Origin of the sequence: Mesorhizobium sp. M7A.F.Ce.TU.012.03.2.1 (assembly GCF_004006095.1) — a bacterium.
Taxonomy (GTDB): Bacteria; Pseudomonadota; Alphaproteobacteria; order Rhizobiales; family Rhizobiaceae; genus Mesorhizobium.
On record NZ_CP034779.1, the window covers coordinates 752,005 to 778,359 of the forward strand.

The following is a 26,355-nucleotide window of genomic DNA, read 5'->3' on the forward strand; positions in this document are numbered from 1 at the left end:
TCTCCCCCTGTGGGAGAAGGTGTCGCCGAAGGCGACGGATGAGGGGTGCTCCAGCTTGGCACTGACGGTACTCCGTCCTACACCCCTCAACCGTCTTGGCGCTGCGCGCCAATCCACCTTCTCCCACAGGGGGAGAAGGGAAGGCCGCCTCCGCTTCTCACCGTCGCGCGGCTGTCATACATCGCACCTACACGCAATCCGGGCGTCCCGCGACTGACATTTCGGTGCGCCCTCAGTTAGTTGGGGGTCAAGAAATGCTAGACAGCATGCTGTCGGGCCGCAGCATCTGTTGCCGTCGCGATTTCCGCTTTACGCTCTAGAGATTCAAAAGCCGGCCGCAGCTGTGGGAGGGGAGCGCGGCCCAGAAGACAGATGTATGAACAGATTTCAGATCCAAGGCCTCAAGCAGGACGACTTCGCCGAGATGGTCGCCGAAGACGTCGAACGCGCGCTTGCCCGCTATGACGAGACTATCAACAAGCCCACCATGGTCTCGGTCGGCAAAATCGCCGGCAGCATAGCGTCCGCCGTCACCTTGCTGTCACCGAAGCACCAGCGCGCTATCGACGCCATCCATGCCGACCTGCCCGGCCTGGCCTCGAAATTCGTGCGCGCGCTGGCGGCGGAAGCCGCGCGCCGCAGCGAAGCCGGTATAGCCGGCGTGATCAATCCGCCGACGACCCCGTTGGCCGATGTCGAGCCTCCTTCGCTGCCAAAATCCGACGATCTCGAATCGATGCTGATCGAGGACTGGGCGGGCCGCGTCGCCGGCTCGACCTATCTGGAAGAGAATTTGCGTATCGCCCGCTCGACCCTGCACCGCTGGCAGCGGCGGGGCGAGGTCATCGCCTTGCGCAAGGGCGGCCGCAAACATGTCTTCCCGCTGGCGCAGTTCGTCGACGGCCGGCCGGTAGCGGGCATTCGCGACGTGCTGTCGCTGATCAGCAATCCCAGACTGGCGTGGCTGTGGCTGACTCGCCCCTCGGCGCAGCTCGACGGCCGCGTCCCGATCGACTTGCTGCGGCAGGATCAGGTGGACGAGGTCGTCGAGGCCGCGCGCGTGTTCGCGCCGGGCTGAACGCCTCCCGGACTCACCGCTAAGGCTCGCCGCTCAAGTCCCCGCCGTATACGCCGCGATCGCCGCCATGTTGACGATGTCCGAGTCCTTGGCGTTCAGCGACACGATCTGAACCGGCTTGTTCAGCCCCACCAGCAGCGGGCCGATCACGGTCGAGCCGCCGAGTTCCTGCAGCATCTTGGTCGAGATCGAGGCCGAGTGGAACGCCGGCATGATCAGCACATTGGCCGGGCCGGTCAGCCTTATGAACGGATATTGCGCCATGGCCCGCGCATTGAGCGCCACGTCGGCGGCCATTTCGCCGTCATACTCGAAATCGACGCGGCGCTTGTCCAAGATGCGCACCGCCTCCTGGACACGCTCAGAGCGTTCGCCCTGCGGATGGCCGAAGGTCGAATAGGCGAGCATGGCAAGCCGTGGCTCGTAGCCCATGCGGCGGGCAAAGCCTGCGGCCTCCTCGGCGATGTCGGCGATCTGCTCGGCATTCGGCATATCGTGCACGGCGGTGTCGGCGACCAGCACGGTCTTGCCTCGCGCCAGCACGATCGAGACGCCGATGACGCGGTGGCCGGGCTTGGCGTCGATGACGCGGCGGATGTCGTCGAGCGCGGTCGAATAGTTGCGGGTGACACCGGTGACGATGCCGTCGGCATCACCCAGCGCCACCATGCAGGCGGCAAAATGGTTGCGGTCGTTGTTGATCAGGCGCTGGCAGTCGCGGAACAGGAAGCCTTTGCGCTGCATGCGCTCGTAGAGATAGTCGGTGTAGATGCCGTTGCGGCGCGACAGCCTTGCATTGATGATCTCGATGCCTTGCTTGTTGAGGTCGATGCCGGCGTGCTTGGCGTTCTCCTTGATGACGTCGTCGCGTCCGAGCAGGATGGCGGTGCCGAGCCGCTGGTTCACATAGGAGACGGCGGCACGCATGACCTGCTCCTCCTCGCCCTCGGCGAAGACGATGCGCTTGGGCTGGCGGCGCACGCGGTCGTAGATGCGCTGCAGGGTCGAGGCGATCGGGTCGCGGCGGGCCGACAGCTCCTGCGCGTAACGGTCGAGATCGAGGATCGGCTTGCGGGCGACGCCGGAATCCATCGCCGCCTTGGCGACCGCGATCGGGATGGCCGAGATCAGGCGCGGGTCGAACGGCACCGGGATGATGTAGTTGGGGCCGAATTTCGGCCGGTTGCCCTGATAGGCGGCGGCGACATCGTCGGGCACATCCTGGCGCGCCAATGCCGCCAGCGCCTGCGCGGCGGCGATCTTCATGTCGTCATTGATGGTGGTTGCCCTGACATCCAGCGCGCCGCGGAAGATGTAGGGAAAGCCGAGCACATTGTTGACCTGGTTGGGATAATCAGAACGCCCGGTGGCCATGATGGCGTCGGTGCGGATTTCGGCGACCTCCTCCGGCGTGATTTCCGGGTCGGGATTGGCCATGGCGAAGATGATCGGGTTCTTGGCCATCGACTGCACCATGGCGGTGGTCAGCGCGCCCTTGGCGGAGAGGCCGAGGAAGACGTCGGCGCCATCGAGCGCCTCGGCGAGGCTGCGCGCCTCGGTCTTGACCGCATGCGCCGATTTCCACTGGTTCATGCCTTCGGTGCGGCCCTGGAAGACGACGCCCTTGGTGTCGCACAGGATGATGTTTTCCGGCGCAAAGCCCATCGCCTTCATCAGCTCGATGCAGGCGATGCCAGCGGCGCCAGCGCCGTTGCAGACCATTTTCGTGGTCTTCATGTCGCGACCGGTGATCTCCAGCGCGTTGATCAGGCCGGCGGCCGAGATGATCGCGGTGCCGTGCTGGTCGTCGTGAAAGACGGGAATGTCCATCAATTCGCGCAGGCGCTGCTCGATGATGAAGCACTCCGGCGCTTTGATGTCCTCGAGATTGATGCCGCCGAAGGAGGGGCCGAGAAAACGCACGCAGTTGATGAACTCGTCGGCGTCCTCGGTATCGACCTCGAGATCGATGGAATCGACATCGGCGAAGCGCTTGAACAGCACCGCCTTGCCCTCCATCACCGGCTTGGAGGCCAGCGCGCCGAGATTGCCAAGGCCGAGAATGGCGGTGCCGTTGGAGATGACGGCGACCATGTTGCCGCGCGTCGTGTAGTCGAAGGCGCGCGAGGGGTCTTCGGCGATGGCCAGAACCGGAACCGCGACACCAGGCGAATAGGCGAGGCTGAGGTCGCGTTGCGTCGCCATCGGCTTGGTGGCGACGACCTCCAGCTTGCCCGGCCGACCCATGGCGTGGAATTCGAGCGCTTCCTGCGCACTGACGGACGGACCGCTGTTCTCGGTTTTCCTGGCCATGATGTTCTTGATTTCCTCGCCGGTGCAGCACCTCGTTGAAGCGGGTGCTTTGTGTCGGCCCGAATTAAGACCACGCGCCGCCGCGTGTAAACCGCCAGTGCGCCGGAATCGCCGTCCGCATCGGCAATTGCGGACAAGCTGCCGTCCCGTCGTCCCCTGTTTTTCGAGGCGCCGGCATTAAACCGCATCATCACATCTGCTAGCGTGCCGCGCATGAACATGCACAGCCCGAACGAGCCAGACGCCCCCGAGGCGATGACGCCGGCGCCGACCGTCCATGCCGGTGCCACGCCGATGATCGAGCAATTTATCGAGATCAAGGCGGCGAACCCCGATTCGCTGCTGTTCTATCGCATGGGCGATTTCTACGAGCTGTTCTTCGACGATGCCGAGAAGGCGAGCCGGGCGCTCGGCATCGTGCTGACCAAACGGGGGAAGTATCAAGGGCTCGACATTCCGATGTGCGGCGTGCCGGTGCATGCTGCCGACGACTATCTGCAAAAGCTGATCGGCCAGGGCTTCCGCGTTGCCGTCTGCGAACAGATCGAGGATCCGGCCGAAGCCAAGAAACGCGGCGGCAAATCGGTGGTGCGCCGCGACGTGGTGCGGCTGGTGACACCGGGCACCATCACCGAGGACAAATTGCTGGCGCCCTCGGAATCGAGTTTCCTGATGGCGCTGGGGCGGGTGAAGGGCGGAGCGGACCACTCCTTTGCGCTGGCCTGGATCGATATCTCGACCGGCGCCTTCCGCGTCACCGACACCACCGCCGACCGGCTGCTGGCCGATATCTTCCGTGTCGATCCGCGCGAGCTGATCGTCGCCGAGCCGGTGTTCCACGATCCGGAGTTGAAGCCGGTGTTCGACGTGCTCGGCCGCGTCGCCAGCCCGCAGCCGCCGTCGCTGTTTGATTCGGCATCGGCCACGGGACGCATCGCCCGCTTCTTCGATGTGGCGACACCGGATAGTTTTGGCGCCTTTTCGCGCGCCGAACTGTCGGCGATCTCCGGCGCCATCGCCTATGTCGAGAAGACGCAGAAGGCCGAGCGCCCGCCGCTGTCGCGGCCCGAGCGCGAAGAGCAGGGCTCGACCCTGTTCATCGACCCGGCAACACGCGGCAATCTCGAACTCTTACGCACGCTGTCGGGCAGCCGCGAAGGCTCGCTGTTCAAGGCGATCGACCGTACGGTCACCGGCGGCGGCGCAAGGCTGCTCGCCGACCGGCTGATGGCGCCGCTGACCGACCCGGCTGCGATCGGCGCCAGGCTGGATTCGGTGTCGTTCTTCCGTTCCCAAACGCGGCTCTGCCAAGCGGTGCGGTCGAGCCTGAGGAGCGTCGCCGACATGCCGCGCGCGCTATCCAGGCTGGCGCTCAACCGGGGCGGGCCGCGCGACCTCGGCGCGCTGCGCGCCGGCTTCGAGGCGGCAGGCGCGATCGCCGAAATCTTTGCCGCGACCGCCCTGCCACAGGAATTGACGGCCGCACTCGCCGCCATCCAAGCGCTGCCCCAGGCGCTGGCCCAGCATCTGACGCAGGCGCTGGGCGACGAACTGCCGCTGCTCAAGCGCGATGGCGGCTTTGTTCGCGGCGGCTATCATGCCGATCTCGACGAGATGCGGGCGCTGCGCGACGAATCGCGAAAGGTGATCGCCGGGCTGGAGCGCTCGCTGATCGACGAGACCGGCATCCGCTCGCTGAAAATCCGGCACAACAATGTGCTTGGCTACTATATCGAGGTGACCGCCAACCATCATGCGGTGATGACCGGCAGCGATGGCGCCAAGGCGCGCTTCATCCACCGCCAGACCATGGCCAACGCCATGCGCTTCACCACGACCGAGCTCGCCGAACTCGAGACCAAGATCGCCAATGCCGCAGACCGGGCGCTCAGCATCGAGCTTGCCGCCTTCGACGCGCTGACGATGGAAGCGGTTGGCGAAGCGGAGAAGATCCGCGCCGGTGCCGATGCGCTGGCCGTGCTCGATGTCTCGGCGGCGCTCGCGCTTTTATCGGAAAGCGAAGCCTGGTGCCGGCCGGTGGTTGATTCGAGCCTTGCCTTCGAAATTACGGGCGGGCGGCATCCGGTGGTCGAACAGGCCTTGCGCCGTTCGGGCGAAGGCCCGTTCGTTGCCAATGATTGCGACCTGTCGCCGGAGGGTAGCGCCAGGAACGGCGCGATCTGGCTTTTGACCGGCCCCAACATGGGCGGTAAATCGACGTTCCTGCGGCAGAACGCACTGATCGCCATCCTGGCCCAGACCGGCTCCTTCGTGCCGGCGACATCCGCCCATATCGGCGTCGTCGACCGGCTGTTCTCGCGGGTCGGCGCCTCGGACGATCTGGCGCGCGGCCGCTCGACCTTCATGGTCGAGATGGTCGAGACGGCGGCGATCCTCAACCAGGCCGGCGAGCGCGCACTGGTTATCCTCGACGAGATCGGCCGCGGCACCGCCACTTTCGACGGCCTGTCGATCGCGTGGGCGGCAGTCGAGTATCTGCATGAGAAGAACCGCTGCCGGGCGATCTTCGCTACTCACTTTCACGAAATGACCTCGCTGGCCGGCAAGCTGGCGCGGCTCTCCAACGTGACCATGCGGGTCAAGGAATGGGAAAACGACGTCGTCTTCCTGCACGAGGTCGGCAAGGGGGCCGCCGACCGCTCCTACGGCGTGCAGGTGGCACGGCTGGCCGGCCTGCCGGAAGCGGTGGTCGACCGGGCCAAGGAAGTGCTGCACCAGCTTGAGGAAGGTGAGGTTTCGGGCAAGACGAACCGGCTGGTGGACGATTTGCCTCTGTTTTCGGTGGCGGTGAAGCGGGAAGCACTGAGGCCGCCCAAAAGCGATGCGCTGGGTATGGCGCTCGGCGAGATCAATCCCGACGAGATGACGCCGCGCGAGGCGCTGGAAGCGCTCTACCGGCTGAAGGGGCTGGCGGGGATATAGTCAGATCATCTCCAACCCGCGCTTGCGCGCTGGTGGCGGGAAGGCGCGGTCGAGATCGGCGATGTCCTGCGGCGTCAGCTTGATGTCGAGCGCCGCGACGTTCTGGCGGACGTGCTCCTGGCTGCTGGCCTTCGGGATGGCGATGACGCCCTCCTGATGCACCACCCAGGCCAGGGCGATCTGCGCGGAGGTCGCATCGTGGCGAGCGGCGACGGCGTCGAGCCTGGCATTGCGCGCCAACGCGCCCTGCTCAACCGGCGAATAGGCCATTAGCGGAATGCCGCACTGCCGGCTCCAGGGTGCCAGGTCGAAATCGAGGCCGCGCCGGACCAGATTGTAGAGCACCTGGTTGGTCTGGACATTGCCGCCATCGGGAAGGTCGATCAGCTCTTCCATCTCGTCGGTGTCGAAATTGCTGACGCCCCAGTGGCGGATCTTGCCGGCCTTTTTCAGGGTCTCGAAAGCCGCGACCGTTTCGGTCAGAGGCACGCTGCCGGGCCAATGCAACAGATAGAGGTCGATGCGGTCGGTGCGCAGGCGCTTCAGGCTGTTTTCGCAGGCGCGCTGCACGCCCACGCGCGAAGCGTTCGACGGTAGAACTTTCGAGACCAGGAAGGTCTCGTCGCGGCGCCCGGCAATGGCTTCGGCCACCACCTCCTCGGCGCCGCCGCTGGCATACATTTCGGCGGTGTCGATCAGCGTGATGCCGAGGTCGAGGCCGAGCTTCAGAGCATTCACCTCATCGGCGCGGCGACTGATATCTTCGCCCATCTTCCATGTGCCCTGGCCAAGCACCTGAACGGCTTCGCCTGAGGGCAGTTTGGTGGTTCTGATGGTCGACGGCATTGCGGGCTCCATTTGGGCCGATCGCATCACAGGCTGGACGAGAAATCCAGAGGCGTTCTCGCCGCGCTGACGATGGCTGAAGACTTACTTCACCGGATGGGCGGCGAGCCAGGCCTGCATCTGCTTGATCTCGGCTTCCTGCGCGGCGATGACGCCTTCGGCCAGCTTGCGAATTTCCGGGTCCTTGCCATTGGCAAGTTCGACCTTGGCCATGTCGATCGCACCCTGATGGTGCGGGATCATGCCTCTGACGAAATCGACGTCGGCATTGCCGGTATAGTCGGACGCCATCATGTCGGCATGCATCTTGTCCATCGCCGCCTTGTAGCCTTCCGTCGAAGGGCTGGTCGCATCCGCCGCCATGGCGCCCATGTCGTGTTTCATCTCTTCGCTTTGCGCCGGAACGCTTTCGAGGAAGACGGCAACCAGCATTCCGGCTGCCATCAGCAGCAGCACGAGTTTTTTGGCGAAGGTCATTCATGGTCTCCTGTTGGATGGGTTTCGTATTTGGGGGCTTGGATCAGAGTTTCAATGTTCTCAGCCGCAACGCGTTTGCGATCACCGACACCGAAGACAGGCTCATCGCCGCCGCCGCCAGCATCGGCGACAGAAGCGTGCCGGTGAGCGGATAGAGCACGCCGGCGGCGACCGGCACGCCAAGCACATTGTAGAGGAAGGCAAAGAACAGGTTCTGGCGGATGTTGCGGATTGTCGCCTGGGCAAGCGTGCGGGCGCGGACAATACCATTGAGGTCGCCCTTGACCAGAGTGATACCGGCGCTTTCGACAGCGACATCGGCGCCAGTGCCCATGGCAATGCCGACATCGGCGGCTGCAAGCGCTGGTGCATCGTTGACGCCGTCGCCGGCCATGGCAACACCGGCGCCTTTTGCGCGCAGTTCCTCGACAAGGGCTGCCTTCTGTTCCGGCAGCAGGCCGGCGCGGACCTCGTCGATGCCGAGGCTTCTGGCGATCGCGTTGGCCGTGCGTTCATTGTCGCCGGTCGCCATGATGATGCGCAAGCCGCTTTCATGCAGCGCCTTGATCGCCTCGGCCGTCGTTGCCTTGATAGGGTCGGCGACGGCGACGATGCCGGCCAGCTTCTTGTCGACAGCGACGAACATCGCCGTCTTGCCTTCGAGTTGCAACGCCTCGGCCTTGGCAGAGATGGCTGCGATGTCGACGCCAAGGTCCGCCATCATCGCGGCATTGCCGAGCGCGACCGTCTTTCCCGAGACCGAACCGGACACGCCCTTCCCGGTGACCGCCTCGAAGGCGCTGGCCTCGGCAACGGTCACGCCGCGCGTAGCAGCGCCGTCGACGATGGCTTCAGCCAGAGGATGCTCCGACCCCTTCTCCAGACCGGCGGCAAGCGCCAGCAATTCCTCCTCGGAGAAGCCGTTTGCCGTGACGACATCGGTCAGTTTCGGCCGGCCTTCGGTCAGCGTACCCGTTTTGTCGACGATCAGCGTGTCGACGGAAGCGAAGCGTTCGAGTGCTGCGGCCTCCTTGATCAGCACACCGGCATGCGCTCCGCGCCCGGTGGCGGTCATGATCGACATCGGCGTGGCGAGGCCGAGCGCACAGGGGCAAGCGATGATCAGCACCGACACCGCCGAGACGATGGCAAAGATCAGGCTGGGCTCGGGTCCAAACACGGCCCAGGCGATGAAAGCGACAATCGCGACAAGGACGACGGCCGGGACAAAGTAGAAAGAAACGCGATCGGCCAACCCTTGAATCGGGGCGCGCGAGCGCTGCGCCTTGGCGACGAGATCGACGATGCGCGCCAGCGTCGTCTCGGCGCCGACCTTCTCAGCGCGCATGATCAGCGCACCATTCTTGTTGAGCGTGCCGCCGGTCAGCGCATCGCCCTCGACCTTCTCGACCGGCAACGGCTCGCCCGTGATCATCGATTCGTCGATCGAGGATCGCCCTTCGAGCACCGTGCCATCGACCGGCACGGCGTCACCGGGGCGTATGCGCAGGCGATCGCCGGCTTTGACCGCATCGAGCGGCACATCGCTTTCGGAACCGTCGGCGGCGATCAGCCGCGCGGTCTTCGGCGCGAGATCAAGCAAGGCGCGGATTGCCGAGCCGGTCTTTTCACGGGCGCGCAGCTCCAGCACCTGGCCAAGGAAGACCAGCGCAACGATGACGGCAGCAGCCTCGAAATAGACCGGTACCGCACCGCCATGGCCGCGGAACTGATGCGGAAAGATATCCGGAAACAGTGTGGCGACGACGCTGTAGAGATAGGCAGCACCAACGCCGAGCGAGATCAGCGTCCACATGTTGGGGCTGCGGTTGACGAGCGAGTCCCAGCCGCGGTGGAAGAAGGGGAAGGCGGCCCAAAGCACCACCGGACTTGCCAGGACCAGTTCGATCCAGACTTTCGCCCGGTCCTCGACCAGACCTTCAAACGTCAGGCCGATCATGGGTGCCATGGCGATGATCAGAAGGGGGACCGACAGGGCAGCGCTCACCCAGAACCGCCTGGTGAAATCGACCAGCTCGGGATTTGGCCCTTCATCGCCCGTTGGTACGCCCATCGGCTCCAGCGCCATGCCACAGATCGGGCAGGATCCTGGCTTGTCGCGGATGATTTCGGGATGCATCGGGCAGGTGTATTGCGTGCCTTTGGGCATCGGCTGCGGTGCCGGCCTGTCGCCGAGATATTTTTGCGGCTCCGCCTCGAATTTCGCCTGGCAGGCGGCCGAGCAGAAGTAAAAGCCCTGGCCTTCGTGGCGGGCAAAGTGCCTGGCTGTCGCGCGGTCGACGCTCATACCGCAGACCGGATCGGTGGCCGTCAGGAATTTTTCCGGCTCGGCGACGAATTTCGCGCGGCAGCCCTGGCTGCAGAAATGATAGGGATGGCCATTATGCTCGGTCGTCGGCTTGCCGGCGACCGGATCGACAGTCATGCCGCAGACCGGGTCGCGGACGACGTTCTTCGTGGTGGGCACCGCGCCTTTTGTCGAGCAGCAGCTACCATGCGCGTGATGATCGTGATCGGAATGCGTCATTCGAAAATGCCTCGATGGATCGGTGTGTGACGTGGAGATAGGGCTTCCAGTAACTGGAAGGTCAAGGGCTGTTTCGGTTTTTCTTCTCCGGTCCACCGCGCGTCCATCCACCCCAAAAAAAGTCTCACGCGGCAACACCACGCCTGCTAGAGAGCGAGCGTCCCGGGGGTGAGATTTTCTTTGGCAATGAAGCGTCTGGTCATCAATCTCGATCGGTCTCCCGATCGCCTTGCCCGTGTGACGGCGGAGTTTGCCCGCATCGGCGTCCCATTCGAACGCGTTCAGGCCATCGACGCACGGGATCGGCCGGACCTGGACCAGCTGCCGCAAAATGTCGGATATCGGAACAGGCTGCCATTGACTGACGGCGAGATCGCCTGCCTGCTCAGTCACCGGGCCTGCTGGGCCGCCATCGCGCAAGGCGACGCTCGCTACGGGGCAATCTTCGAGGACGACATCGTCTTTGCCGCGAAAGCCGGCGCATTGCTTCGCGACAGCGACTGGATCCCAGCCGATGCCGAAGTCGTCAAGCTCGAAAGCTATTTTTGCAAGACCGTGATCCGACGCAAGCGCATTGCCATCGGTCACGGCTTTTCCACATCCAAACTCGACGCCGGACATATAGGAACCGCCGGCTACATCATCTCCAGGCAAATCGCGCTCGACCTGATCAAGGCCACAGAGGAGATCGGCATCGCTGTCGACGACCTTGTCTTCAACCCCGAGTTTTCGGTTTTGCGAGGCGAGACGATCTATCAGCTTGTTCCTGCGCTCTGCGCACAAGATCAGTTCCTTGGCGACAGGGCGCTCCAATTGCCAAGCCTGCTCAGGGAAAAGCGCGATATCCAGTGCGCCGTCGGGACCGGGAGACGCAGAAAGACAGCCATAGCGACGGTAAAAGCCGAGGCTCGGCGAATAGGCAAGCGCATTGCCGATTTCTGTCGACTGAAGCGGAGAATGGTCATTCCATTTACTTATCCGAGCCAGAGATCAGCCGGGTCTTGAACCGGCTTTCAACGCCCCATACCCAGCGTCGCGAAAACGCGCTATAGACGCCGCCGAACGGCAAGGCCGGCTGGGTATATGGCAAGAATCTCCCTGAAGCTCGACGAATTGATCGACGGCGAAGCCTTGCGCCGCGAGATGACCGCGCTGACCGCGGCCACGGCGGGCGACGGCTCCGGGCAGGTCGCGCGCAATGGCGTGCTCCAACTGCTCAAGGGACGACTGGCGGAAGGGCGCGCCATCGCCGAACGCATGCTGATGGACGATGGCGGCGGCAGCGCCTGCGCGGCGCGGCTGTCGCACCTCATGGACGAGATCATCCGGGCGCTTTACGATTTCGCCGTCACCCACGTCTACCGGGTCAAGAATCCGTCTTCGGCGGAGCGCATGGCCGTCGTCGCTGTCGGCGGCTACGGCCGTGGAACGCTGGCGCCAGGGTCCGACATCGACCTTCTGTTCCTGCTGCCTTACAAGCAGACGCCGTGGGGCGAACAGACAGTCGAATACATGCTCTACATGCTGTGGGACCTGGGGCTGAAGGTCGGCCACGCCACCCGTAACATCGACGAATGCCTGCGCCTGTCGCGCACCGATGTCACCATTCGCACCTCGATCCTCGAAGCACGTTTCCTGTGGGGCGAGGAAAAGCTCTATGATGAACTGATGCTGCGGTTCGACCATGAGGTGGTGCGCACGACCGGCCCCGAATATGTTCAGGCCAAGCTTGCCGAACGCGATGACCGCCATGCCAAGGCCGGCGAAAGCCGCTATCTGGTCGAGCCCAACGTCAAGGACGGCAAGGGCGGCCTGCGCGACCTGCAGACGCTGTTCTGGATCGGCAAATATTTCTATCGAGTGCGCACCGGCGAGGAACTGGTCGACAAGGGCGTCTTCACCGAGGGCGAATACCGCGAGTTCCAGAAGGCCGAGGATTTCCTGTGGGCGGTACGCTGCCACATGCATTTCCTCACCGGCAAGGCCGAAGAGCGCTTGCATTTCGACATCCAGCGCGAGATCGCCGAACGGCTCGGCTACACCACGCACCCCGGCCTGTCGGCGGTCGAGCGCTTCATGAAGCACTACTTCCTCGTTGCCAAGGACGTTGGCGACCTGACCCGCATCTTCTGCGCTGCGCTCGAGGAGGAGCAAGCCAAGCACGTTCCTGGCTTCAACCGCATCTTCCTGACTTTCTCCAGGCGCAAGCGCAAGCTGGCCGGCACCTCCGATTTCATTGTCGACAACCACCGCATCAACATCGCCGACGACCTGGTGTTCGAGCGCGATCCGGTCAATCTGCTCAGGCTGTTCTGGTTCGCCGACAAGCACGGTCTGGAATTCCACCCTGACGCGCTGAAGCTGCTGACCCGTTCGCTCGGCCTGGTCAACAAGTCGCTGCGGCGCGACGAGGAGGCCAACCGGCTGTTCCTCGACATATTGACCTCGGATCGCAATGCCGAACTCAATCTGCGTCGCATGAACGAAGCCGGGCTGCTCGGCAGGCTGATCCCGGATTTCGGCAAGATCGTCGCCATGATGCAGTTCTCGATGTACCACCATTACACGGTGGACGAGCATCTGATCCGCTGCATCGGCGTGCTGGCCGAGATCGAGCGCGGCGACGGCGAAAAGGTCCACCCCTTGTCGCACACGCTGATGCCGGGCCTGAAGAAGAGCCGCGAGGCGCTCTATGTCGCCGTACTGCTGCACGACATCGCCAAAGGCAGGCCGGAGGACCATTCCGAGGCCGGGGCCAGGATCGCCCGTCGCATCTGCCCGCATATGGGGCTGTCGCCTGCCGATACCGAAACCGTGGCCTGGCTGGTCGAGAACCACCTCGTGATGTCGATGACGGCGCAGACCCGCGACCTCAACGACCGCAAGACCATCGAGGATTTTGCCGCGATCGTGCAGTCGGTCGAGCGGCTGAAGCTGCTTTTGATCCTCACCGTCTGCGACATCAGGGGCGTCGGACCCGGTGTCTGGAACGGCTGGAAGGGCCAGCTGCTGCGCACGCTCTACTACGAGACCGAATTGCTGCTGACCGGCGGGTTTTCGGAAGTGTCGCGCGCGCAGCGCACGGCGGCGGCGCGCGAGCGCCTGGCCGAGGCGCTTGCCGACTGGCCGGACAAGGCCCGCAAGCGCTATGTCGGCCAACACTACGAGAATTACCTTTTGACCGTCGATCTCGCAGACCAGTTGCGCCATGCCGAGTTCATCCGCGAAGCCGACGTGTCAGGCAACAAGCTTGCCACCATGGTCAAGACCCACCAGTTCGAGGCGGTGACCGAAATCACCGTGCTGGCGCAGGACCACCCCCGTCTGCTCTCGGTCATCGCCGGGGCTTGCGCCGGAGCCGGCGGCAACATCGTCGACGCGCAGATCTTCACGACGTCGGATGGCCGCGCCCTCGACACGATCCTGATCAGCAGAGAATTCGATCGCGACGAGGACGAGCGCCGGCGTGCCGAGCGTGTCGGCCGGCTGATCGAGGACGTGCTGTCGGGCAAGAGCTGGCTGCCGGAAATGATCGAGAAGCGCACCAAGCCGCGGCGCGGCTCCAAGGTGTTCAAGATCCCGCCGCGCGCCGAAATCCGCAACACGCTGTCGAACCGTTTTTCGGTCATCGAGGTCGAGGGCCTCGACCGGCCGGGACTGCTGTCGGAGATCACCGGAACGCTTTCCGACCTGTCGCTCGACATCGCATCGGCCCACATCACCACCTTCGGCGAAAAGGTCATCGACACTTTCTATGTCACCGATCTCACTGGCCAGAAGATAGATAGCCCGGCCCGCATCGCCACCATCCGCAATCGGCTGATGGCAACGCTCGAAGGCATCGTGCCCGAACGCGGCGGCAAGTCCAGGGCGGCGGCCGAGTGACAACGACCATCACTTTGTCCCAATTTCGCAGGCAGTTCCCAAAAGCATGAGCCTCGTCAAGAAATTCGCAACGGTCGCTTCCGGCACGCTGATGAGCCGCGCGCTCGGTTTCGGCCGCGAGATGCTGATGGCCGCCGCACTCGGCACCGGACCGGTCGCCGATGCCTTCAACGCCGCTTTCCAGTTTCCCAACACCTTTCGCCGGCTGTTTGCCGAAGGCGCCTTCAACGCCGCCTTCGTGCCGCTGTTCGCCAAGGAGATCGAAACCCACGGAACCGAAGGCGCCAAGCGCTTTTCCGAGGAAGTGTTCGGCGTGCTGTTCACGGCGCTGCTGGCGCTGACGATCATCATGGAACTGTCGATGCCGCTGATCGTGCGCTATCTGGTGGCGCCGGGTTTTGCCGGCACGCCGGGGAAGTTCGACACCACGGTGACGCTGGCGACGATCATGTTTCCCTATCTGATCTGCATGTCGCTGGGCGCGATGATGGCGGGCATGCTGAATTCGCTGCGCCGCTATTTCGCCGCCGCGGTGGCACCGGTGTTCCTCAACATCATCCTGATCGGCGTGCTCGCCTATGCCTGGTACAAGGGCTCGGATGCCCTCACCGTCGGCTACGGGCTGTCCTGGGGCGTGCTTGCCGCCGGACTGGTGCAACTGGCGATCGTCTGGGTGGCGGTGCGCCACGCCGGCATCTCGATCGGCTTCCGCCGGCCGAAAATGACGCCCGCCGTCAAGCGGCTGCTGATCCTGGCGCTGCCGGCGGCCATCACCGGCGGCATCACCCAGATCAACCAGCTGATCGGCACGGCGATCGCCTCGGCGCAGAACAGCGCGGTGTCCTCGCTCGCCTATGCCGACCGCATCTACCAGTTGCCGCTCGGCGTGGTCGGTGTTGCGGTGGCGATCGTGCTGTTGCCCGAACTGTCGCGGGCGCTGAAGTCGGGCAATCTGATCGAGGCGGCCAATCTGCAGAACCGCTCGGTCGAGTTCACGCTGTTCCTGACGCTGCCGGCAGCCGCGGCACTCTGGGTGATGTCGGAGCCGATCGTGCGGCTGGTCTATGAGCGCGGCGCGTTCGCCGCCAACGGCTCGACGCCGACAGTGGCGGCGATCCTGGCGATCTTCGGCCTCGGCCTGCCGGCTTTCGTGCTGATCAAGGCGTTCACCCCAGGCTATTTCGCCCGCGAGGACACGCGCACGCCGATGATCTTTGCCGCCATCTCGGTGGCGGTGAACGTCACTACGGCGCTGACGCTGTTTCCACGGATGGGCGCGCCCGGCATCGCGGTGGCCTCGGCCGTCGCCGGCTGGGTCAACGCGGTGATGCTGCTCGGCGTCTTGATCCGGCGCGGCCATTGGGGGCGCGACGTGCCGCTGATGAAGCGCATTCCACGGCTGGTGCTGTCGGCGGCCGTAATGGGGGCCGCACTCTATTTTGCCGAGCACTGGTTCGCCGTCAGGCTAGGGCCGGGCTCGCCGCTGGTGGTCAAGGCGACGACGCTGCTGTCGCTGGTTGCCGGCGGAGCGCTGCTTTATTTCATCACCGCCTTCGCCACAGGCGGTGCCGATTTCGGCATGATCCGACGCAACGTCAAGCGGGGATCGGGCAAGTCGGCGCCACCGGTCGCAAAGACCGACCTGGACGAGTAGAGCGCCCGACACGCCCGCAGCGCCGTCTTGATCGCAGCGCCGTCTTCGTCCATAAGCGCGCCGTCGCAAGACTTTCGCCGCGCGCGGTTTCCAGCCGCGCGATTGGCTCCGAAAAGTCTGCAACTTTTCGGAATCACGCTTATACGGCCCTCCACAAGCCATGAGGACAATCATGACCGCCTTCAAGCCACTCGTCTTTTCCGGTGTCCAGCCGACCGGCAATCTGCACCTCGGCAACTATCTCGGCGCCATCAAGAAATTCGTTGCCCTGCAGGACACCTCCGATTGCATCTATTGCGTCGTCGACCTGCATTCGCTGACAGCCCAACTCGTTTATGAAGACCTGGCCGATCAGACGCGGTCGATCACCGCTGCGTTCCTGGCCTCGGGCATCGACCCGAAGAAGCACATCGTCTTCAACCAGTCGCGGGTCATGCAGCACGCCGAGCTCGCCTGGATCTTCAATTGCGTGGCGCGCATCGGCTGGATGAACCGTATGACGCAGTTCAAGGACAAGGCCGGCAAGGATCGCGAGAACGCCTCGCTCGGCCTGCTTGCCTATCCTTCGCTGATGGCTGCCGACATCCTGCTCTACCGTGCCACCCACGTGCCGGTGGGCGAGGACCAGAAGCAGCATCTGGAACTCACCCGCGACATCGCGCAGAAATTCAACAACGACTTCTCCGACCGCATCGCGGCCCTTGGCGTCGGCGTCGAGATGCAGGTCGGCGAAGAGACCGTCAACGGTTATTTCCCGCTGACCGAGCCGGTCATCGGCGGGCCGGCGGCGCGCATCATGTCGCTGCGCGACGGCTCCAAGAAAATGTCCAAATCGGACCCGTCGGATTTGTCGCGCATCAACCTGACTGACGATGCCGACGACATCTCGAAGAAGATCCGCAAGGCCAAGACCGACCCGGAAGCGTTGCCGAGCGAGCTGGACGGCCTGGCCGGCCGGCCCGAGGCGGAGAACCTGGTCGGCATCTATGCGGGTCTCGCCGAGATATCGAAGGCGGATGTACTCAAGGAATTCGCCGGTCAGCAGTTTTCCGTGTTCAAGCCGGCCTTGGCCGATCTTGCAGTGGAAAAACTGGCGCCGATCGCCAGCGAGATGCGCCGCATTTCGGATGACCGCGCCTATGTCGACGCTGTGCTCAAGGACGGCGGCGAGCGCGCCGGCGTGCTGGCCGAAGCGACGATGAAGACGGTGCGCGACATTATCGGCCTGCTGCAGGGCTGATCGCGACATCGGGTGCACTGGCACAAGGCCGGCGACTTGCCGCCGGTCCCCCGCAGTGGCAGATTGCGGCCGCACGACACCGAGTAGATAGACATGGTCTCCAAACGCCTCAGCCGCGAAGCCGGCCATCGCAGGAAATTCCTGACGATCATCGACGACACGCCGGAATGCGAGCGTGCCGTCGCCTATGCCTCGAAACGGGCGCAGAGCACCAGCGGCACGCTGGTGCTGCTCTATGTCATCGTGCCGGACGATTTCCAGCATTGGCTGGGTGTCGAGAAGATCATGCGCGAGGAAGCCAACGCCACCGCGCGCGCCGCGCTCGACAGCTATGCCAACAAGGTGCGCCAGAAGCTCGGCATCGAGCCCGAGATGGTGGTGCGCGAAGGCAAGCCGACGGAAGAGATCCACAAATTGATCGAGGAAGACCAGGACATCGCCATCCTGGTGCTGGCCGCCGGTGCGGGCAAGGAAGGGCCGGGGCCGCTGGTCGGCGCCGTGGCCGGCAAGGGTGCCGCCTTCCCGATCCCGGTGACTGTCGTGCCGCAGAACCTGTCGGACGAGGAAATCGACAGCCTGGCCTGAGATTCTGCTCTTCAGGTGATGCCGGTCCGATGATGGGCGCGAAAAAACATTCCGCCAGCCAGCTGTTCCGGCGATGCGTTTCGCTTGAATGTCCAGCCAATTGAGCCTATTTAGAATTGTTCCAAACTAGATGCCCAAACGGGCACGGAGACGGCCATGTTCATCCAGACCGAATCGACGCCAAACCCGGCGACGCTGAAATTCCTGCCCGGCAAGGAAGTGCTTCTGGAAGGCACCGCCGATTTCCGCGATGCCGACAGCGCCGCCGTCGCCTCGCCGCTGGCCGGCCGGCTGTTCGAAATTCCTGGCGTCACCGGCGTTTTCTTCGGCTATGACTTCATCACCGTGACCAAGGATGGCCCCGACTGGCAGCATTTGAAGCCGGCGATCCTCGGCGCCATCATGGAGCATTTCATGTCCGGCGCGCCCGTCATGGCCAAGGCCGGCCCGGCCGCCGAGACCAGCCAGACCGGTGAGTTCTACGACAAGGCCGACGAGGAGTTGGTCATCACCATCAAGGAACTGCTCGACACGCGGGTGCGCCCGGCGGTCGCCCAGGATGGCGGCGACATCACCTTCCGCGGCTTCGAGAATGGCACGGTGTTCCTGCACATGAAGGGCGCCTGCGCCGGCTGCCCATCCTCGACGGCGACGCTGAAGCACGGCATTCAGAATCTGCTGCGCCATTTCGTGCCGGAAGTGCAACAGGTCGAGCAGGTCTCCTGACGCCCCCTTTTAAAATTCTACCCTGCTGACCATCTGGTCCGATTTCTTCGCTTCCGGCGCCTCGGCCAGAAGGAACTCCAAAATGATCTACGAACTTCGGGTTTACCGGGCTTTGCCGGGGCGCTTGCCGGCGCTTCTTGATCGTTTCGACAAGATCACCCTCAAATTGTGGGAAAAGCACGGTATCCGCCAAGCGGGTTTCTTTACCACGCTGATCGGTGCTTCGAACAACGACCTGACCTACATGCTGGCATGGGAATCGCTGGCCGAACGCGAAGAGCGCTGGACGGCGTTCGTGAAGGACCCGGCCTGGACACAGGCGCGGGAAGATTCCGAGCGTGACGGCCAGATCACCGAGACAATCACCAACCAAATTTTGGCTCCCACCTCGTTCTCGGCGGTGTCCTGACCACCGAGCAGGCGTCGCATCGCGCAAACAACAAAAAACCGGGCCGAACTGCCCGGTTTTCTGCTTGGGACGTCCGTTGTTGCCTGGACGGTCCGCGTACGAAAACTGCCTCTAGAGAACGATGACCTTGGCGCCGACCGAGGCGCGGTCATAGAGGTCGATAATGTCCTGATTCATCAGGCGGATGCAGCCAGACGACATCGCCTTGCCGATCGAATTCCACTCCGGGCTGCCATGCAGGCGATAGCCTGAATCACCGCCCTTGTTGAACAGGTACATGGCGCGCGCGCCGAGCGGGTTCTTCAGGCCCGGCTCCATGCCGCCGGCAAACTTTTCCAATTCCGGCTGGCGCTGGATCATCTGCCTCGGCGGCGTCCAGGTCGGCCATTCGCGCTTGAGCGCAATGTGGGCGGTGCCATGCCACTCGAAGCCCTCGCGGCCGACGCCGATGCCGTAGCGAATGGCCCTTCCGTCGCCCTCGATGAAGTAGAGGAACTTGTTCTGCGTATCGACGATGATCGTGCCCGGCTTTTCCGGGCTGTCGTAGTTCACTTCCTGCCGATGGTACTTCATCGGCACTTTCTCGATCGGGATGCGCGGCAGCTGATAACCTGCGTCGGTGACCGCGCCGTAGTTGTTGGAGAATATCTGCGAGCCGATGGTGCTGCAACCGGCGATAGCAGTGGAGAGCGCCAGTGCGGCGATGATTGCAAACGACTTCATGCGCATCAGGTGATCCGGTGCCCCGCCCAACTTCGGCGGCACGAGTCGGCCGCTCTCTCATCATCATTCATGCTGGCATTTGCTTTGCTTGCCAAGCGTGCGATGCCTATATGCCTGCCTTGACGTACCGGTAAGCGTATCACTATGGCATTTTGGCAACAGTGCCCACAGGATTGTGAAGCAAATTCAAGGGGCCCGCTCCGTGGGCTCCTGGAAATCGAGGAGAACCGTCATGAATGTCGGTGACGCCGCCCACCGCTCCGGCCTGCCGGCCAAGACCATCCGCTACTATGAAGAGATCGGCCTGATCGCCCCGGCGCGCGCCGCCAACGGCTACCGCGATTATTCCGGAGACGACATCCATCGGCTGGCCTTCCTGCGCCGCGCGCGCAATCTCGGCTTTTCCATCGACGATTGCCGCCAGTTGATGGCGCTTTACCAGGATCGCAGCCGCGCCAGCCAGAACGTGCGCGAAATCGCCGCCGCCCATGTCACGGCGATCGAGGAGAAAGTGCGCGAGTTGCAGTCGATGCGCTCGACGCTGCAGAAACTGATCCATGCCTGCCACGGCGACGAAAGGCCGGATTGTCCGATCCTTGATGACATGGCGGGGGCGGCGTTGCCCAGCGACAAGGCCGCCTCTGCGCCTGCATAATGACTCTACGTCGACGAGGCCCGACGCCTGGTCGACTCCTGCCGGGAGGACATCAGCAATGGTCTCGATGACCGTCGAACTGCGCAATGTGGAGGACACGCAAGCCGCCATGGGCTGGGCCGGCGGCCACACGATCATCGTCGACCGGCCCGAAGGCAAGGCCGGCGGCATGGGCCTGGGCTTCAATGGCGGCCAACTGCTCGCCCTGGCGATCGGCGGCTGCTTCTGCAACGACCTTCGCTACGTCGCCGAGGAAATGGGTGTAACGCTCAACAAGATCGCGGCGATTTCCACGGTCAGCAACTCCCTGCGCCAGGGCGTGCCGGTGAGCATTGAAACGGACGCAACGGCGACCGGCTTGTCGGAGGAATGATCCCTGGGAACAGGCGCATTTGGCCGCGTGGATTGTCGGAGACCGCTAAAAAGATCCGCCGCCGGCACGGCAGGGGGATTGACCCAATTTTCTTCGGCATCTGGGCGCGTCAATCTGCCGCTCTATGTCTTCCCTTGTCGCAATGATCAACGATGGAGGTTGGCATGGATCGGCGATTGTTTCTGACTGGAATGCTTGGGCTTGCAGGGGCTGCGACCGTCGTCGCAATCGCGCGTCCTGCCACCGCCCTGGCCGGCATCCCTGATACGGGGCCCGGCATTCTCGATGAACTCGACAAATCATCCGACGACATTCTCGGCCCGGATGGTCCCGATGTTCAGGACGGCGTCGAGTTCGTGCGGCACCGCAGATGGCACCGCCGCCGTCGCCGACGCGGGTGGAGGCGGGTTTGCCGTCGCTATTGGCGCAATGGCTATTGGCGCCGGCGATGCTTCCGCAGATCCTTCTGGATCCACTTCTGACGGGATCACCAAACGCGAAGGCTCCGGCATCCGCCGGAGCCTTCGCTATCGCTGCGGGCTTGAATCCAATCGGCAAAAAAGGCCCGCCGCCCCTCGGCAGCGGGCAGGTCCTGGAGTGCCGGGGGATCAACCCGGCATGGGTCAACGAGCGGATCACCGGTTGGTTGCAGGGATCGGCCCGGTAGCCTTCCTTTGGGTGGACCGCCACCGGGCCTGACCGGAGCGGGGTGTATTGGGGGAGCCCCGGCTGCTTCTAAAATATCACCTTTCACTTAAATTAGCTTTAGCTAATTTACAGAAAGCCATGCGCCACCCGCAGATGGGTTGCGCACTTCACGGAAGTGTCGAAGCGACGTCTCCCTGCTTATGCCATTCGACATTCGCGGAACTAAAGCGGTTGCATCTGACTTTGGTTGGTAACGCGCAAAGATTTTTTTCTGCTATCTTAAGGTTACTAAGTGGAAATTGATCGGCGCGGCATATCAAGTCGATTCGCGCTGACGATCTCTTTGTTTTTCGAGGAACTGCTTGGCGTGTTCCGCCCAATCAGCCGCCGTGACTTTATGCTCCCGAACGGACTTTCTGAAAGCCTTGCGCAGAGCGTCAAGGTCAAAGGCCCATACTTGTTGGCCTTCCTTAGTGTTCGATTTTGCGTCACCCGTCCCCATGGAAGCGACGGTATGCACCGCAAACCCAATCTTTCAAGGATCAATGCCTGACTTCTTTTGGGTATATCCGGGTATATCGAATATACAATCGCCTTCATAAAGGCGATTATCCGGTTGACAAACCCAACCGCTTACGTAGGGTAAGGACATAGGAGATTTCCATGTCCGTTCTGTCCCGCCCCGAGTTCCACGACGAAGCCAAGGCTTTCGAGCATGTGGAAGGCATTCTGTGGCCGCAGGGTCCGGTTTGCCCCAAGTGCGGCTCTATGGATCGCCACTATGCTTTGAAGGGCGTTCGCACGAAGGCCTCGAAAAAGAACCCCCACGGCGTCGAGCGTCATGGCTTGTACAAGTGCAGCGCTTGCCGTTCGCAGTTCACCGTCCGTATGGGTTCGATCTTCGAGGAAAGTCATCTGCCGCTAACCAAGTGGCTTCAGGCTATCCACCTTATGTGCGCTTCCAAGAAGGGCATCAGCGCTCACCAGATGCACCGCATACTCGAATGCACCTATGAGGCTGCATGGTTCCTGTGCCACCGCATTCGCCTTGCAATGGCGTCTGGCGACCTCTCCCCACTTGGTGGCAATGGCAAGACCGTCGAGGTTGACGAAACCTATACAGGTCGCCTTGCCGGCACTCAGGTTAAGCGCGGCGGCGGCGCACACAAGAACACTGTCGTCACACTTGTCGAGCGTGGTGGCCGCGCCCGTTCCTTCCACGTCGATACCGCCCGCATTGGCACTGTGATGCCGATCGTTCGCGCCAACATCGCCAAGGAAAGCGCCTTGATGACCGACGAGGCTGGCATGTACCGCCGCGTGGGCCAGGAATTCGCTTCGCACGATGTCGTCACGCATTCGAAGGACGAATACGTCCGCTACGAAAGCGAAAAGACCGTCCATGCCAATACCGTGGAAGGCTTCTATTCGATCTTTAAGCGTGGAATGAAAGGCGTTTACCAGCATTGCGGCGAGCAGCACCTCCACCGCTACCTTGCCGAATTCGACTTCCGCTATTCGAACCCCACCGCGCTTGGCGTCGATGATGGCACCCGCGCTTTCATCGCGTTGAAGGGTGCTGCTGGTAAGCGCCTCTCATATCGCGGGCCTAGTTGAAGCGAAGGCCCGCCACTTCCGCAGGCCGGTCCAATTGGAGTTGCCGCTGCGGCGGCAGAAGCGCCGACCGCGCCGTTAAATAGGGTTTAACAACCCAATAGCAAAAAACAAACCCAATAGCTAAACGCCTTTGGATTGACTCTGGATAGCATTTGGCCTCATAACGGCCTCACCGAAGGAGCCGATTCGATGTCGCTTGCATTGGACATTTTGAAGAAAAAGAAACTGGAACTGCTGGCCCAAGCCGCGGATATCCGAAAGGGCATTCGCGAGATTGATGCCGCCCTAGACGTCCTTGGCGATCCGGACGCAGCGAAAGCAACCACCGTTTCAAGCGGTGCAGGTCCTAGCCCGATCAACAACGCAATTATTGATGCCATCTCCCAAGGCAACACCACGCCTGCGACGATCTTCGATTTCATTACCGAGCATCGGCAGATCGACACCAGCAAGGCGTCCGTAAGCACTCGGCTGTCAAAGATGAAGCATGAGGGTTTGATCGATAACGACGGCCAAGGCTGGGCATTGGTCGGAAAAGCAGAAGGCTCCGGCGCGGAAACGCCAGAGCCTTCTAATACAGAATTGGGGCCGGTTGGACGGGAGAGGGGCTACCCACCTTCTGCTCCCGAGGGTTCGATTCCCTCCGGCTCCACCGTTGTCCAGAACTTGCAAGCGGGAGTGGCAAACGTCCAAGCGACGATGCCGGCTCGCTCGCGAGAGCTGGACGATGAGATTCCCTTTTAACCCGCCGTTGCGAGGCACAGGAGAAAGGAGCATCCCATGTGGCAAACCCGCATAATAGTTGAATGAGGGCCGAAGCTCTGCATTGCATCTAAGGCTCGGGTTGCCCCACTGGTGAGTCACCTCACCAGTGGGCTCCTTATATATATGAACCTATCGAATCCGTCTAGAGTGGGGATCATGACCAAGGAAAAAGAGCAGGTTGAGAAATTCCGCGAAGCCGCGCGCGAACTGAAAACGGACCAGTCCGACGCCGCCTTCGAGGCCGTTGTCAACAAGATCGCCCACGCACCAAAGCTCACCAATGAACAGATAAAGACGTTCGTGCAGGGACAGCGCGCGAAGGTGGCGAAACCCGCGCGTCCGAAGGACGCCAAGGCGAAGCATTCCAAATGATCATCCTTTTTGCGGTCGCTGCAATCATATCTCCGATATTGGGGCTAGTTGTTTTCCTGTCTCGCAATCTCGAAATGCCTCAGCGCGTGTTCGTATTCATCCTAGCTGTCGTTTTGAGTATTCCAGCTGGCGGTGCTCTCTACCTTAAATTCGTTCTAATGCTGTTTGACGGCCACTCGATGTGAGTCGAAAGCGGGAAAGCGCTGCCATTCCCCTACGGCTGGGTAGCGCCTAGCTCCGTTTAGTTACCCTCAAAGGTAACGGCCTGTCAGGGCCATTGACGGTCATCTGGCGCTAGCTTCGCCCTAGCTTCCTGAGCGGCTTCGATAAGGAGGTCTAGGTCGACCGTCCGCATCGGGGAGAAGTTCGAATCTTCGCCTGACAGGACGCTCATACGGCACATCCGTTCGCCATCATCTGACTGGTAGATTTTGAACGAGATCGTGAAGTATTGGGCATTAACCTTGTACCTGGCGATGAGCTTGCGCGACCAGAACCGCCGCCAACCAGCTACCAGCGATTGAAAAACCAAAGTGCCCCCCCCTGAGTGGGTGAGACTCATATCAGGCTGCAAGCGATTTGTCTTTGGGTTTGTCAACCGGATAGTCGCCTGCATAAAACAGGTTCAAACCGTGAACAAAATCTGGCATGGTGCCTGGCATGCCGATCATCTCCCCCATCCTCATCAATCCTCTCATCGACGGCCGCCAGTCCGAACGCGCCATGCTGGTGCGGCGCGGCGTACAGCGGCTGCTCATGGATATGGGCGCACATGTGTTGCCCGAACTGTCGCTGGCCACGGGCCGCCGCGCCGACCTCGTCGCGCTGACCCGGCAGGGCGATATCTGGATCATCGAGATCAAATCCTCGATCGAGGATTTCAGGGTCGACCGCAAATGGCCCGACTACCGGCTGCATTCCGACCGCTTCTTCTTCGCCACCCATCCCGGCGTGCCCTCAGTGATATTTCCCCAGGAGTGCGGCTTCATCCTCTCCGACGGCTACGGCGCCGAGATCCTGCGCGATGCGCCCGAGCACCGCATGGCAGCGGCAACGCGCAAAGCGCTGATGCTGCGGATCGCGCGGGCCGGCGCTTCACGGCTGCTGGCGGCAGAGCTTGCCGGCGTGTCGGTGCCGGCGCTGGAGGGTGAGAGCGAGTAGCGATTGTCCCCCAGGTTCTAAGACTGCCTCTACTCTTCACCGTCCTCCACGCCACCCCTGCCGGGCGCCATGAGCAGCACGGCAGCGCCCAGGATAGCGGCGATGAAGGAACCGGCGAGGATGCCGACCTTGACCGCGTCCTGCAACGCCACATCGCCGGCGAAGGCGAGCAGGCCGATGAACAGGCTCATGGTGAAACCAATGCCGCACAGCAGCGATATGCCGATCATGTGCGTCCAGCCGGCATTGGCGGGCAGGTCGGCAAGACCGAGCCTAATGGCAAGTGCCGAGGAGCCGAACACGCCGACCAGCTTGCCGACCACCAGGCCGGCGGCGACACCCAGCGTCAACGGCTCAATCAGCGCACTGACGCTGAGACCGGCGAGCGAAACGCCGGCATTGGCAAAGCCAAAGATCGGGATGACGAGGAAGGCCACAATCTTGTGCAGGCCGTGCTCGAGCCGGTGCAGGGGCGAACGGTCGAGATCGTGGCCAATCCCGGCGGAACGCTCAAGCGGGATGGTCAGCGCCAGCGCCACGCCGGCGAGCGTGGCATGGACGCCGGATTTCAGAACCAGCACCCACAGGATGACGCCGAGCACGAGATAGGGAACCAGCGTCATCACCCGCATGCGGTTGAGCACGACAAGCGCGGCAATGACGGCGAAGGCAGCACCCAGATAAGCCAGCGAAAGGCCGCTGGTGTAGAAGATGGCGATGATGATGACGGCACCGAGGTCGTCGATGATGGCAAGGGCTGTGAGGAACACTTTCAGCGAAGCCGGCACGCGGCTGCCGAGCAGCGACAGCACGCCGAGCGCGAAAGCGATATCGGTGGCGGTCGGGATCGCCCAGCCGGACAGGGCGGCCGCATTGTTGCGGTTGACAGCCACATAGACGAGTGCCGGAACCAGCATGCCGCCGGCGGCTGCAATGCCGGGCAGCACGCGCCGGGGCCAGGTGGAGAGCTGGCCGTCCAGCATCTCGCGCTTGATCTCCAGTCCGACGAGCAGGAAGAACACCGCCATCAGCCCGTCATTGACCCAATGCGAGACACTGAGCGGGCCGAGATAGGCGTGGAGGGCGGAGAAATAGGTTTCGGCGAGCGGCGAATTGGCGACGATCAGGGCCAGTGCCGCCGCCACCATCAGGATGATGCCGCCGGCCGCTTCGCTATCGAGGAATTCGCGGAAGACGGAAACCGGCCGCTGCTTCAGATCCTGCATGTCGCCTCCGTTAAGCCGCCTGTTTGGCGGGCTTCATTGTCCAAGCGCTAGCGCCGCCCCTCACCTGCCTGCCGGCATCCTCTCCCCGTATAGTGACGGGGAGAGGGACGC

The 26,355-nt window shown here is 62.8% G+C and carries 23 protein-coding genes; 17 read left to right on the forward strand and 6 right to left on the reverse strand.

Annotated features, from left to right (window positions below):
- The first annotated feature begins 376 nt into the window (after nucleotides 1-376).
- A complete protein-coding gene (locus EJ079_RS03640) occupies nucleotides 377-1,078 on the forward strand; it encodes an antitoxin Xre/MbcA/ParS toxin-binding domain-containing protein (RefSeq protein WP_127808112.1) in 702 nt (233 codons plus the stop codon).
- 33 nt (nucleotides 1,079-1,111) lie between these two features.
- On the opposite strand, the gene EJ079_RS03645 is transcribed toward EJ079_RS03640, so the two are convergent.
- Complete coding sequence (locus EJ079_RS03645; protein WP_127266636.1) at nucleotides 1,112-3,391, reverse strand: NADP-dependent malic enzyme; 2,280 nt, start codon at nucleotides 3,389-3,391, stop codon at nucleotides 1,112-1,114.
- Between the two features lie 213 nt (nucleotides 3,392-3,604).
- On the opposite strand from EJ079_RS03645, the gene mutS reads away from it, so the two are divergent.
- Nucleotides 3,605-6,334, forward strand: coding sequence for a DNA mismatch repair protein MutS (gene mutS, locus EJ079_RS03650; protein ID WP_127808113.1), 2,730 nt, complete (start codon nucleotides 3,605-3,607; stop codon nucleotides 6,332-6,334).
- Here the strand turns inward: mutS and EJ079_RS03655 are convergent, their stop codons facing one another.
- The 3 genes from EJ079_RS03655 to EJ079_RS03665 form a co-directional block, all read right to left on the reverse strand.
- Nucleotides 6,335-7,180 carry an aldo/keto reductase gene (locus EJ079_RS03655; protein ID WP_127808114.1) on the reverse strand — a complete coding sequence of 282 codons (846 nt, stop codon included), beginning with the start codon at nucleotides 7,178-7,180 and terminating at the stop codon, nucleotides 6,335-6,337.
- 84 nt (nucleotides 7,181-7,264) lie between these two features.
- The gene (locus EJ079_RS03660; RefSeq protein ID WP_127321683.1) at nucleotides 7,265-7,657 is read right to left on the reverse strand and encodes a DUF305 domain-containing protein; all 393 of its coding nucleotides are present in this window, start codon (nucleotides 7,655-7,657) and stop codon (nucleotides 7,265-7,267) included.
- 43 nt (nucleotides 7,658-7,700) lie between these two features.
- Nucleotides 7,701-10,205, reverse strand: a complete 2,505-nt coding sequence (locus EJ079_RS03665) for a heavy metal translocating P-type ATPase (protein ID WP_127808115.1) — start codon at nucleotides 10,203-10,205, stop codon at nucleotides 7,701-7,703.
- 186 nt (nucleotides 10,206-10,391) lie between these two features.
- Between EJ079_RS03665 and EJ079_RS03670 the strand changes: the two genes are divergently transcribed.
- From EJ079_RS03670 to EJ079_RS03700, 7 genes are all read left to right on the forward strand, one after another.
- Nucleotides 10,392-11,210: a glycosyltransferase family 25 protein gene (locus tag EJ079_RS03670; RefSeq protein ID WP_127811272.1), complete on the forward strand. Its 819-nt coding sequence runs from the start codon at nucleotides 10,392-10,394 to the stop codon at nucleotides 11,208-11,210.
- Between the two features lie 78 nt (nucleotides 11,211-11,288).
- Nucleotides 11,289-14,090: a [protein-PII] uridylyltransferase gene (locus tag EJ079_RS03675; RefSeq protein WP_127808116.1), complete on the forward strand. Its 2,802-nt coding sequence runs from the start codon at nucleotides 11,289-11,291 to the stop codon at nucleotides 14,088-14,090.
- A 46-nt stretch (nucleotides 14,091-14,136) separates the two neighbouring features.
- Nucleotides 14,137-15,744: a murein biosynthesis integral membrane protein MurJ gene (murJ, locus tag EJ079_RS03680; RefSeq protein ID WP_127271141.1), complete on the forward strand. Its 1,608-nt coding sequence runs from the start codon at nucleotides 14,137-14,139 to the stop codon at nucleotides 15,742-15,744.
- A 172-nt stretch (nucleotides 15,745-15,916) separates the two neighbouring features.
- A complete protein-coding gene (trpS, locus tag EJ079_RS03685; protein ID WP_127256391.1) occupies nucleotides 15,917-16,984 on the forward strand; it encodes a tryptophan--tRNA ligase in 1,068 nt (355 codons plus the stop codon).
- Between the two features lie 93 nt (nucleotides 16,985-17,077).
- Nucleotides 17,078-17,569: a universal stress protein gene (locus tag EJ079_RS03690; RefSeq protein ID WP_013528063.1), complete on the forward strand. Its 492-nt coding sequence runs from the start codon at nucleotides 17,078-17,080 to the stop codon at nucleotides 17,567-17,569.
- A 156-nt stretch (nucleotides 17,570-17,725) separates the two neighbouring features.
- A complete protein-coding gene (locus EJ079_RS03695) occupies nucleotides 17,726-18,295 on the forward strand; it encodes a NifU family protein (protein WP_023811631.1) in 570 nt (189 codons plus the stop codon).
- Between the two features lie 82 nt (nucleotides 18,296-18,377).
- Nucleotides 18,378-18,704 (forward strand): NIPSNAP family protein, encoded by a 327-nt coding sequence (locus EJ079_RS03700; RefSeq protein ID WP_127269475.1) that lies wholly within the window; start codon nucleotides 18,378-18,380, stop codon nucleotides 18,702-18,704.
- A 111-nt stretch (nucleotides 18,705-18,815) separates the two neighbouring features.
- On the opposite strand, the gene EJ079_RS03705 is transcribed toward EJ079_RS03700, so the two are convergent.
- Nucleotides 18,816-19,433, reverse strand: coding sequence for a L,D-transpeptidase (locus tag EJ079_RS03705; RefSeq protein WP_127397760.1), 618 nt, complete (start codon nucleotides 19,431-19,433; stop codon nucleotides 18,816-18,818).
- 226 nt (nucleotides 19,434-19,659) lie between these two features.
- On the opposite strand from EJ079_RS03705, the gene cueR reads away from it, so the two are divergent.
- The 8 genes from cueR to EJ079_RS03745 all read left to right on the forward strand — a co-directional run bounded on the left by cueR (nucleotide 19,660) and on the right by EJ079_RS03745 (nucleotide 25,018).
- The gene (gene cueR / locus EJ079_RS03710) at nucleotides 19,660-20,082 is read left to right on the forward strand and encodes a Cu(I)-responsive transcriptional regulator (protein ID WP_127382668.1); all 423 of its coding nucleotides are present in this window, start codon (nucleotides 19,660-19,662) and stop codon (nucleotides 20,080-20,082) included.
- A gap of 58 nt (nucleotides 20,083-20,140) precedes the next feature.
- Entirely contained in the window at nucleotides 20,141-20,455 is a 315-nt protein-coding gene (locus EJ079_RS03715; protein ID WP_127808117.1) for an OsmC family protein, read from the forward strand.
- A 370-nt stretch (nucleotides 20,456-20,825) separates the two neighbouring features.
- Nucleotides 20,826-21,122, forward strand: coding sequence for a hypothetical protein (locus EJ079_RS33175; RefSeq protein ID WP_164873723.1), 297 nt, complete (start codon nucleotides 20,826-20,828; stop codon nucleotides 21,120-21,122).
- 273 nt (nucleotides 21,123-21,395) lie between these two features.
- Complete coding sequence (locus EJ079_RS03725) at nucleotides 21,396-21,656, forward strand: hypothetical protein (protein ID WP_127808119.1); 261 nt, start codon at nucleotides 21,396-21,398, stop codon at nucleotides 21,654-21,656.
- Nucleotides 21,657-21,766: 110 nt separating this feature from the next.
- Nucleotides 21,767-22,720, forward strand: coding sequence for an IS1595 family transposase (locus tag EJ079_RS03730; protein WP_127808120.1), 954 nt, complete (start codon nucleotides 21,767-21,769; stop codon nucleotides 22,718-22,720).
- Nucleotides 22,721-22,909: 189 nt separating this feature from the next.
- The gene (locus EJ079_RS03735; RefSeq protein WP_127808121.1) at nucleotides 22,910-23,464 is read left to right on the forward strand and encodes a hypothetical protein; all 555 of its coding nucleotides are present in this window, start codon (nucleotides 22,910-22,912) and stop codon (nucleotides 23,462-23,464) included.
- A 177-nt stretch (nucleotides 23,465-23,641) separates the two neighbouring features.
- A complete protein-coding gene (locus tag EJ079_RS03740; protein WP_127808122.1) occupies nucleotides 23,642-23,857 on the forward strand; it encodes a hypothetical protein in 216 nt (71 codons plus the stop codon).
- A 660-nt stretch (nucleotides 23,858-24,517) separates the two neighbouring features.
- Nucleotides 24,518-25,018, forward strand: coding sequence for an MmcB family DNA repair protein (locus tag EJ079_RS03745; RefSeq protein ID WP_164873724.1), 501 nt, complete (start codon nucleotides 24,518-24,520; stop codon nucleotides 25,016-25,018).
- Nucleotides 25,019-25,047: 29 nt separating this feature from the next.
- Here the strand turns inward: EJ079_RS03745 and nhaA are convergent, their stop codons facing one another.
- Nucleotides 25,048-26,244, reverse strand: a complete 1,197-nt coding sequence (gene nhaA / locus EJ079_RS03750) for a Na+/H+ antiporter NhaA (RefSeq protein WP_127808124.1) — start codon at nucleotides 26,242-26,244, stop codon at nucleotides 25,048-25,050.
- Nucleotides 26,245-26,355: the final 111 nt, after the last annotated feature.

Coding starts and splice junctions, on each gene's coding strand:
- EJ079_RS03640 (WP_127808112.1), top strand. CDS start 377: ATGAACAGATTTCAGATCCAAGGCCTCAAGCAGGACGACTTCGCCGAG.
- EJ079_RS03645 (WP_127266636.1), bottom strand. CDS start 3,391: ATGGCCAGGAAAACCGAGAACAGCGGTCCGTCCGTCAGTGCGCAGGAA.
- mutS (WP_127808113.1), top strand. CDS start 3,605: ATGAACATGCACAGCCCGAACGAGCCAGACGCCCCCGAGGCGATGACG.
- EJ079_RS03655 (WP_127808114.1), bottom strand. CDS start 7,180: ATGCCGTCGACCATCAGAACCACCAAACTGCCCTCAGGCGAAGCCGTT.
- EJ079_RS03660 (WP_127321683.1), bottom strand. CDS start 7,657: ATGACCTTCGCCAAAAAACTCGTGCTGCTGCTGATGGCAGCCGGAATG.
- EJ079_RS03665 (WP_127808115.1), bottom strand. CDS start 10,205: ATGACGCATTCCGATCACGATCATCACGCGCATGGTAGCTGCTGCTCG.
- EJ079_RS03670 (WP_127811272.1), top strand. CDS start 10,392: ATGAAGCGTCTGGTCATCAATCTCGATCGGTCTCCCGATCGCCTTGCC.
- EJ079_RS03675 (WP_127808116.1), top strand. CDS start 11,289: ATGGCAAGAATCTCCCTGAAGCTCGACGAATTGATCGACGGCGAAGCC.
- murJ (WP_127271141.1), top strand. CDS start 14,137: ATGAGCCTCGTCAAGAAATTCGCAACGGTCGCTTCCGGCACGCTGATG.
- trpS (WP_127256391.1), top strand. CDS start 15,917: ATGACCGCCTTCAAGCCACTCGTCTTTTCCGGTGTCCAGCCGACCGGC.
- EJ079_RS03690 (WP_013528063.1), top strand. CDS start 17,078: ATGGTCTCCAAACGCCTCAGCCGCGAAGCCGGCCATCGCAGGAAATTC.
- EJ079_RS03695 (WP_023811631.1), top strand. CDS start 17,726: ATGTTCATCCAGACCGAATCGACGCCAAACCCGGCGACGCTGAAATTC.
- EJ079_RS03700 (WP_127269475.1), top strand. CDS start 18,378: ATGATCTACGAACTTCGGGTTTACCGGGCTTTGCCGGGGCGCTTGCCG.
- EJ079_RS03705 (WP_127397760.1), bottom strand. CDS start 19,433: ATGCGCATGAAGTCGTTTGCAATCATCGCCGCACTGGCGCTCTCCACT.
- cueR (WP_127382668.1), top strand. CDS start 19,660: ATGAATGTCGGTGACGCCGCCCACCGCTCCGGCCTGCCGGCCAAGACC.
- EJ079_RS03715 (WP_127808117.1), top strand. CDS start 20,141: ATGGTCTCGATGACCGTCGAACTGCGCAATGTGGAGGACACGCAAGCC.
- EJ079_RS33175 (WP_164873723.1), top strand. CDS start 20,826: ATGGCACCGCCGCCGTCGCCGACGCGGGTGGAGGCGGGTTTGCCGTCG.
- EJ079_RS03730 (WP_127808120.1), top strand. CDS start 21,767: ATGTCCGTTCTGTCCCGCCCCGAGTTCCACGACGAAGCCAAGGCTTTC.
- EJ079_RS03735 (WP_127808121.1), top strand. CDS start 22,910: ATGTCGCTTGCATTGGACATTTTGAAGAAAAAGAAACTGGAACTGCTG.
- EJ079_RS03740 (WP_127808122.1), top strand. CDS start 23,642: ATGACCAAGGAAAAAGAGCAGGTTGAGAAATTCCGCGAAGCCGCGCGC.
- EJ079_RS03745 (WP_164873724.1), top strand. CDS start 24,518: ATGCCGATCATCTCCCCCATCCTCATCAATCCTCTCATCGACGGCCGC.
- nhaA (WP_127808124.1), bottom strand. CDS start 26,244: ATGCAGGATCTGAAGCAGCGGCCGGTTTCCGTCTTCCGCGAATTCCTC.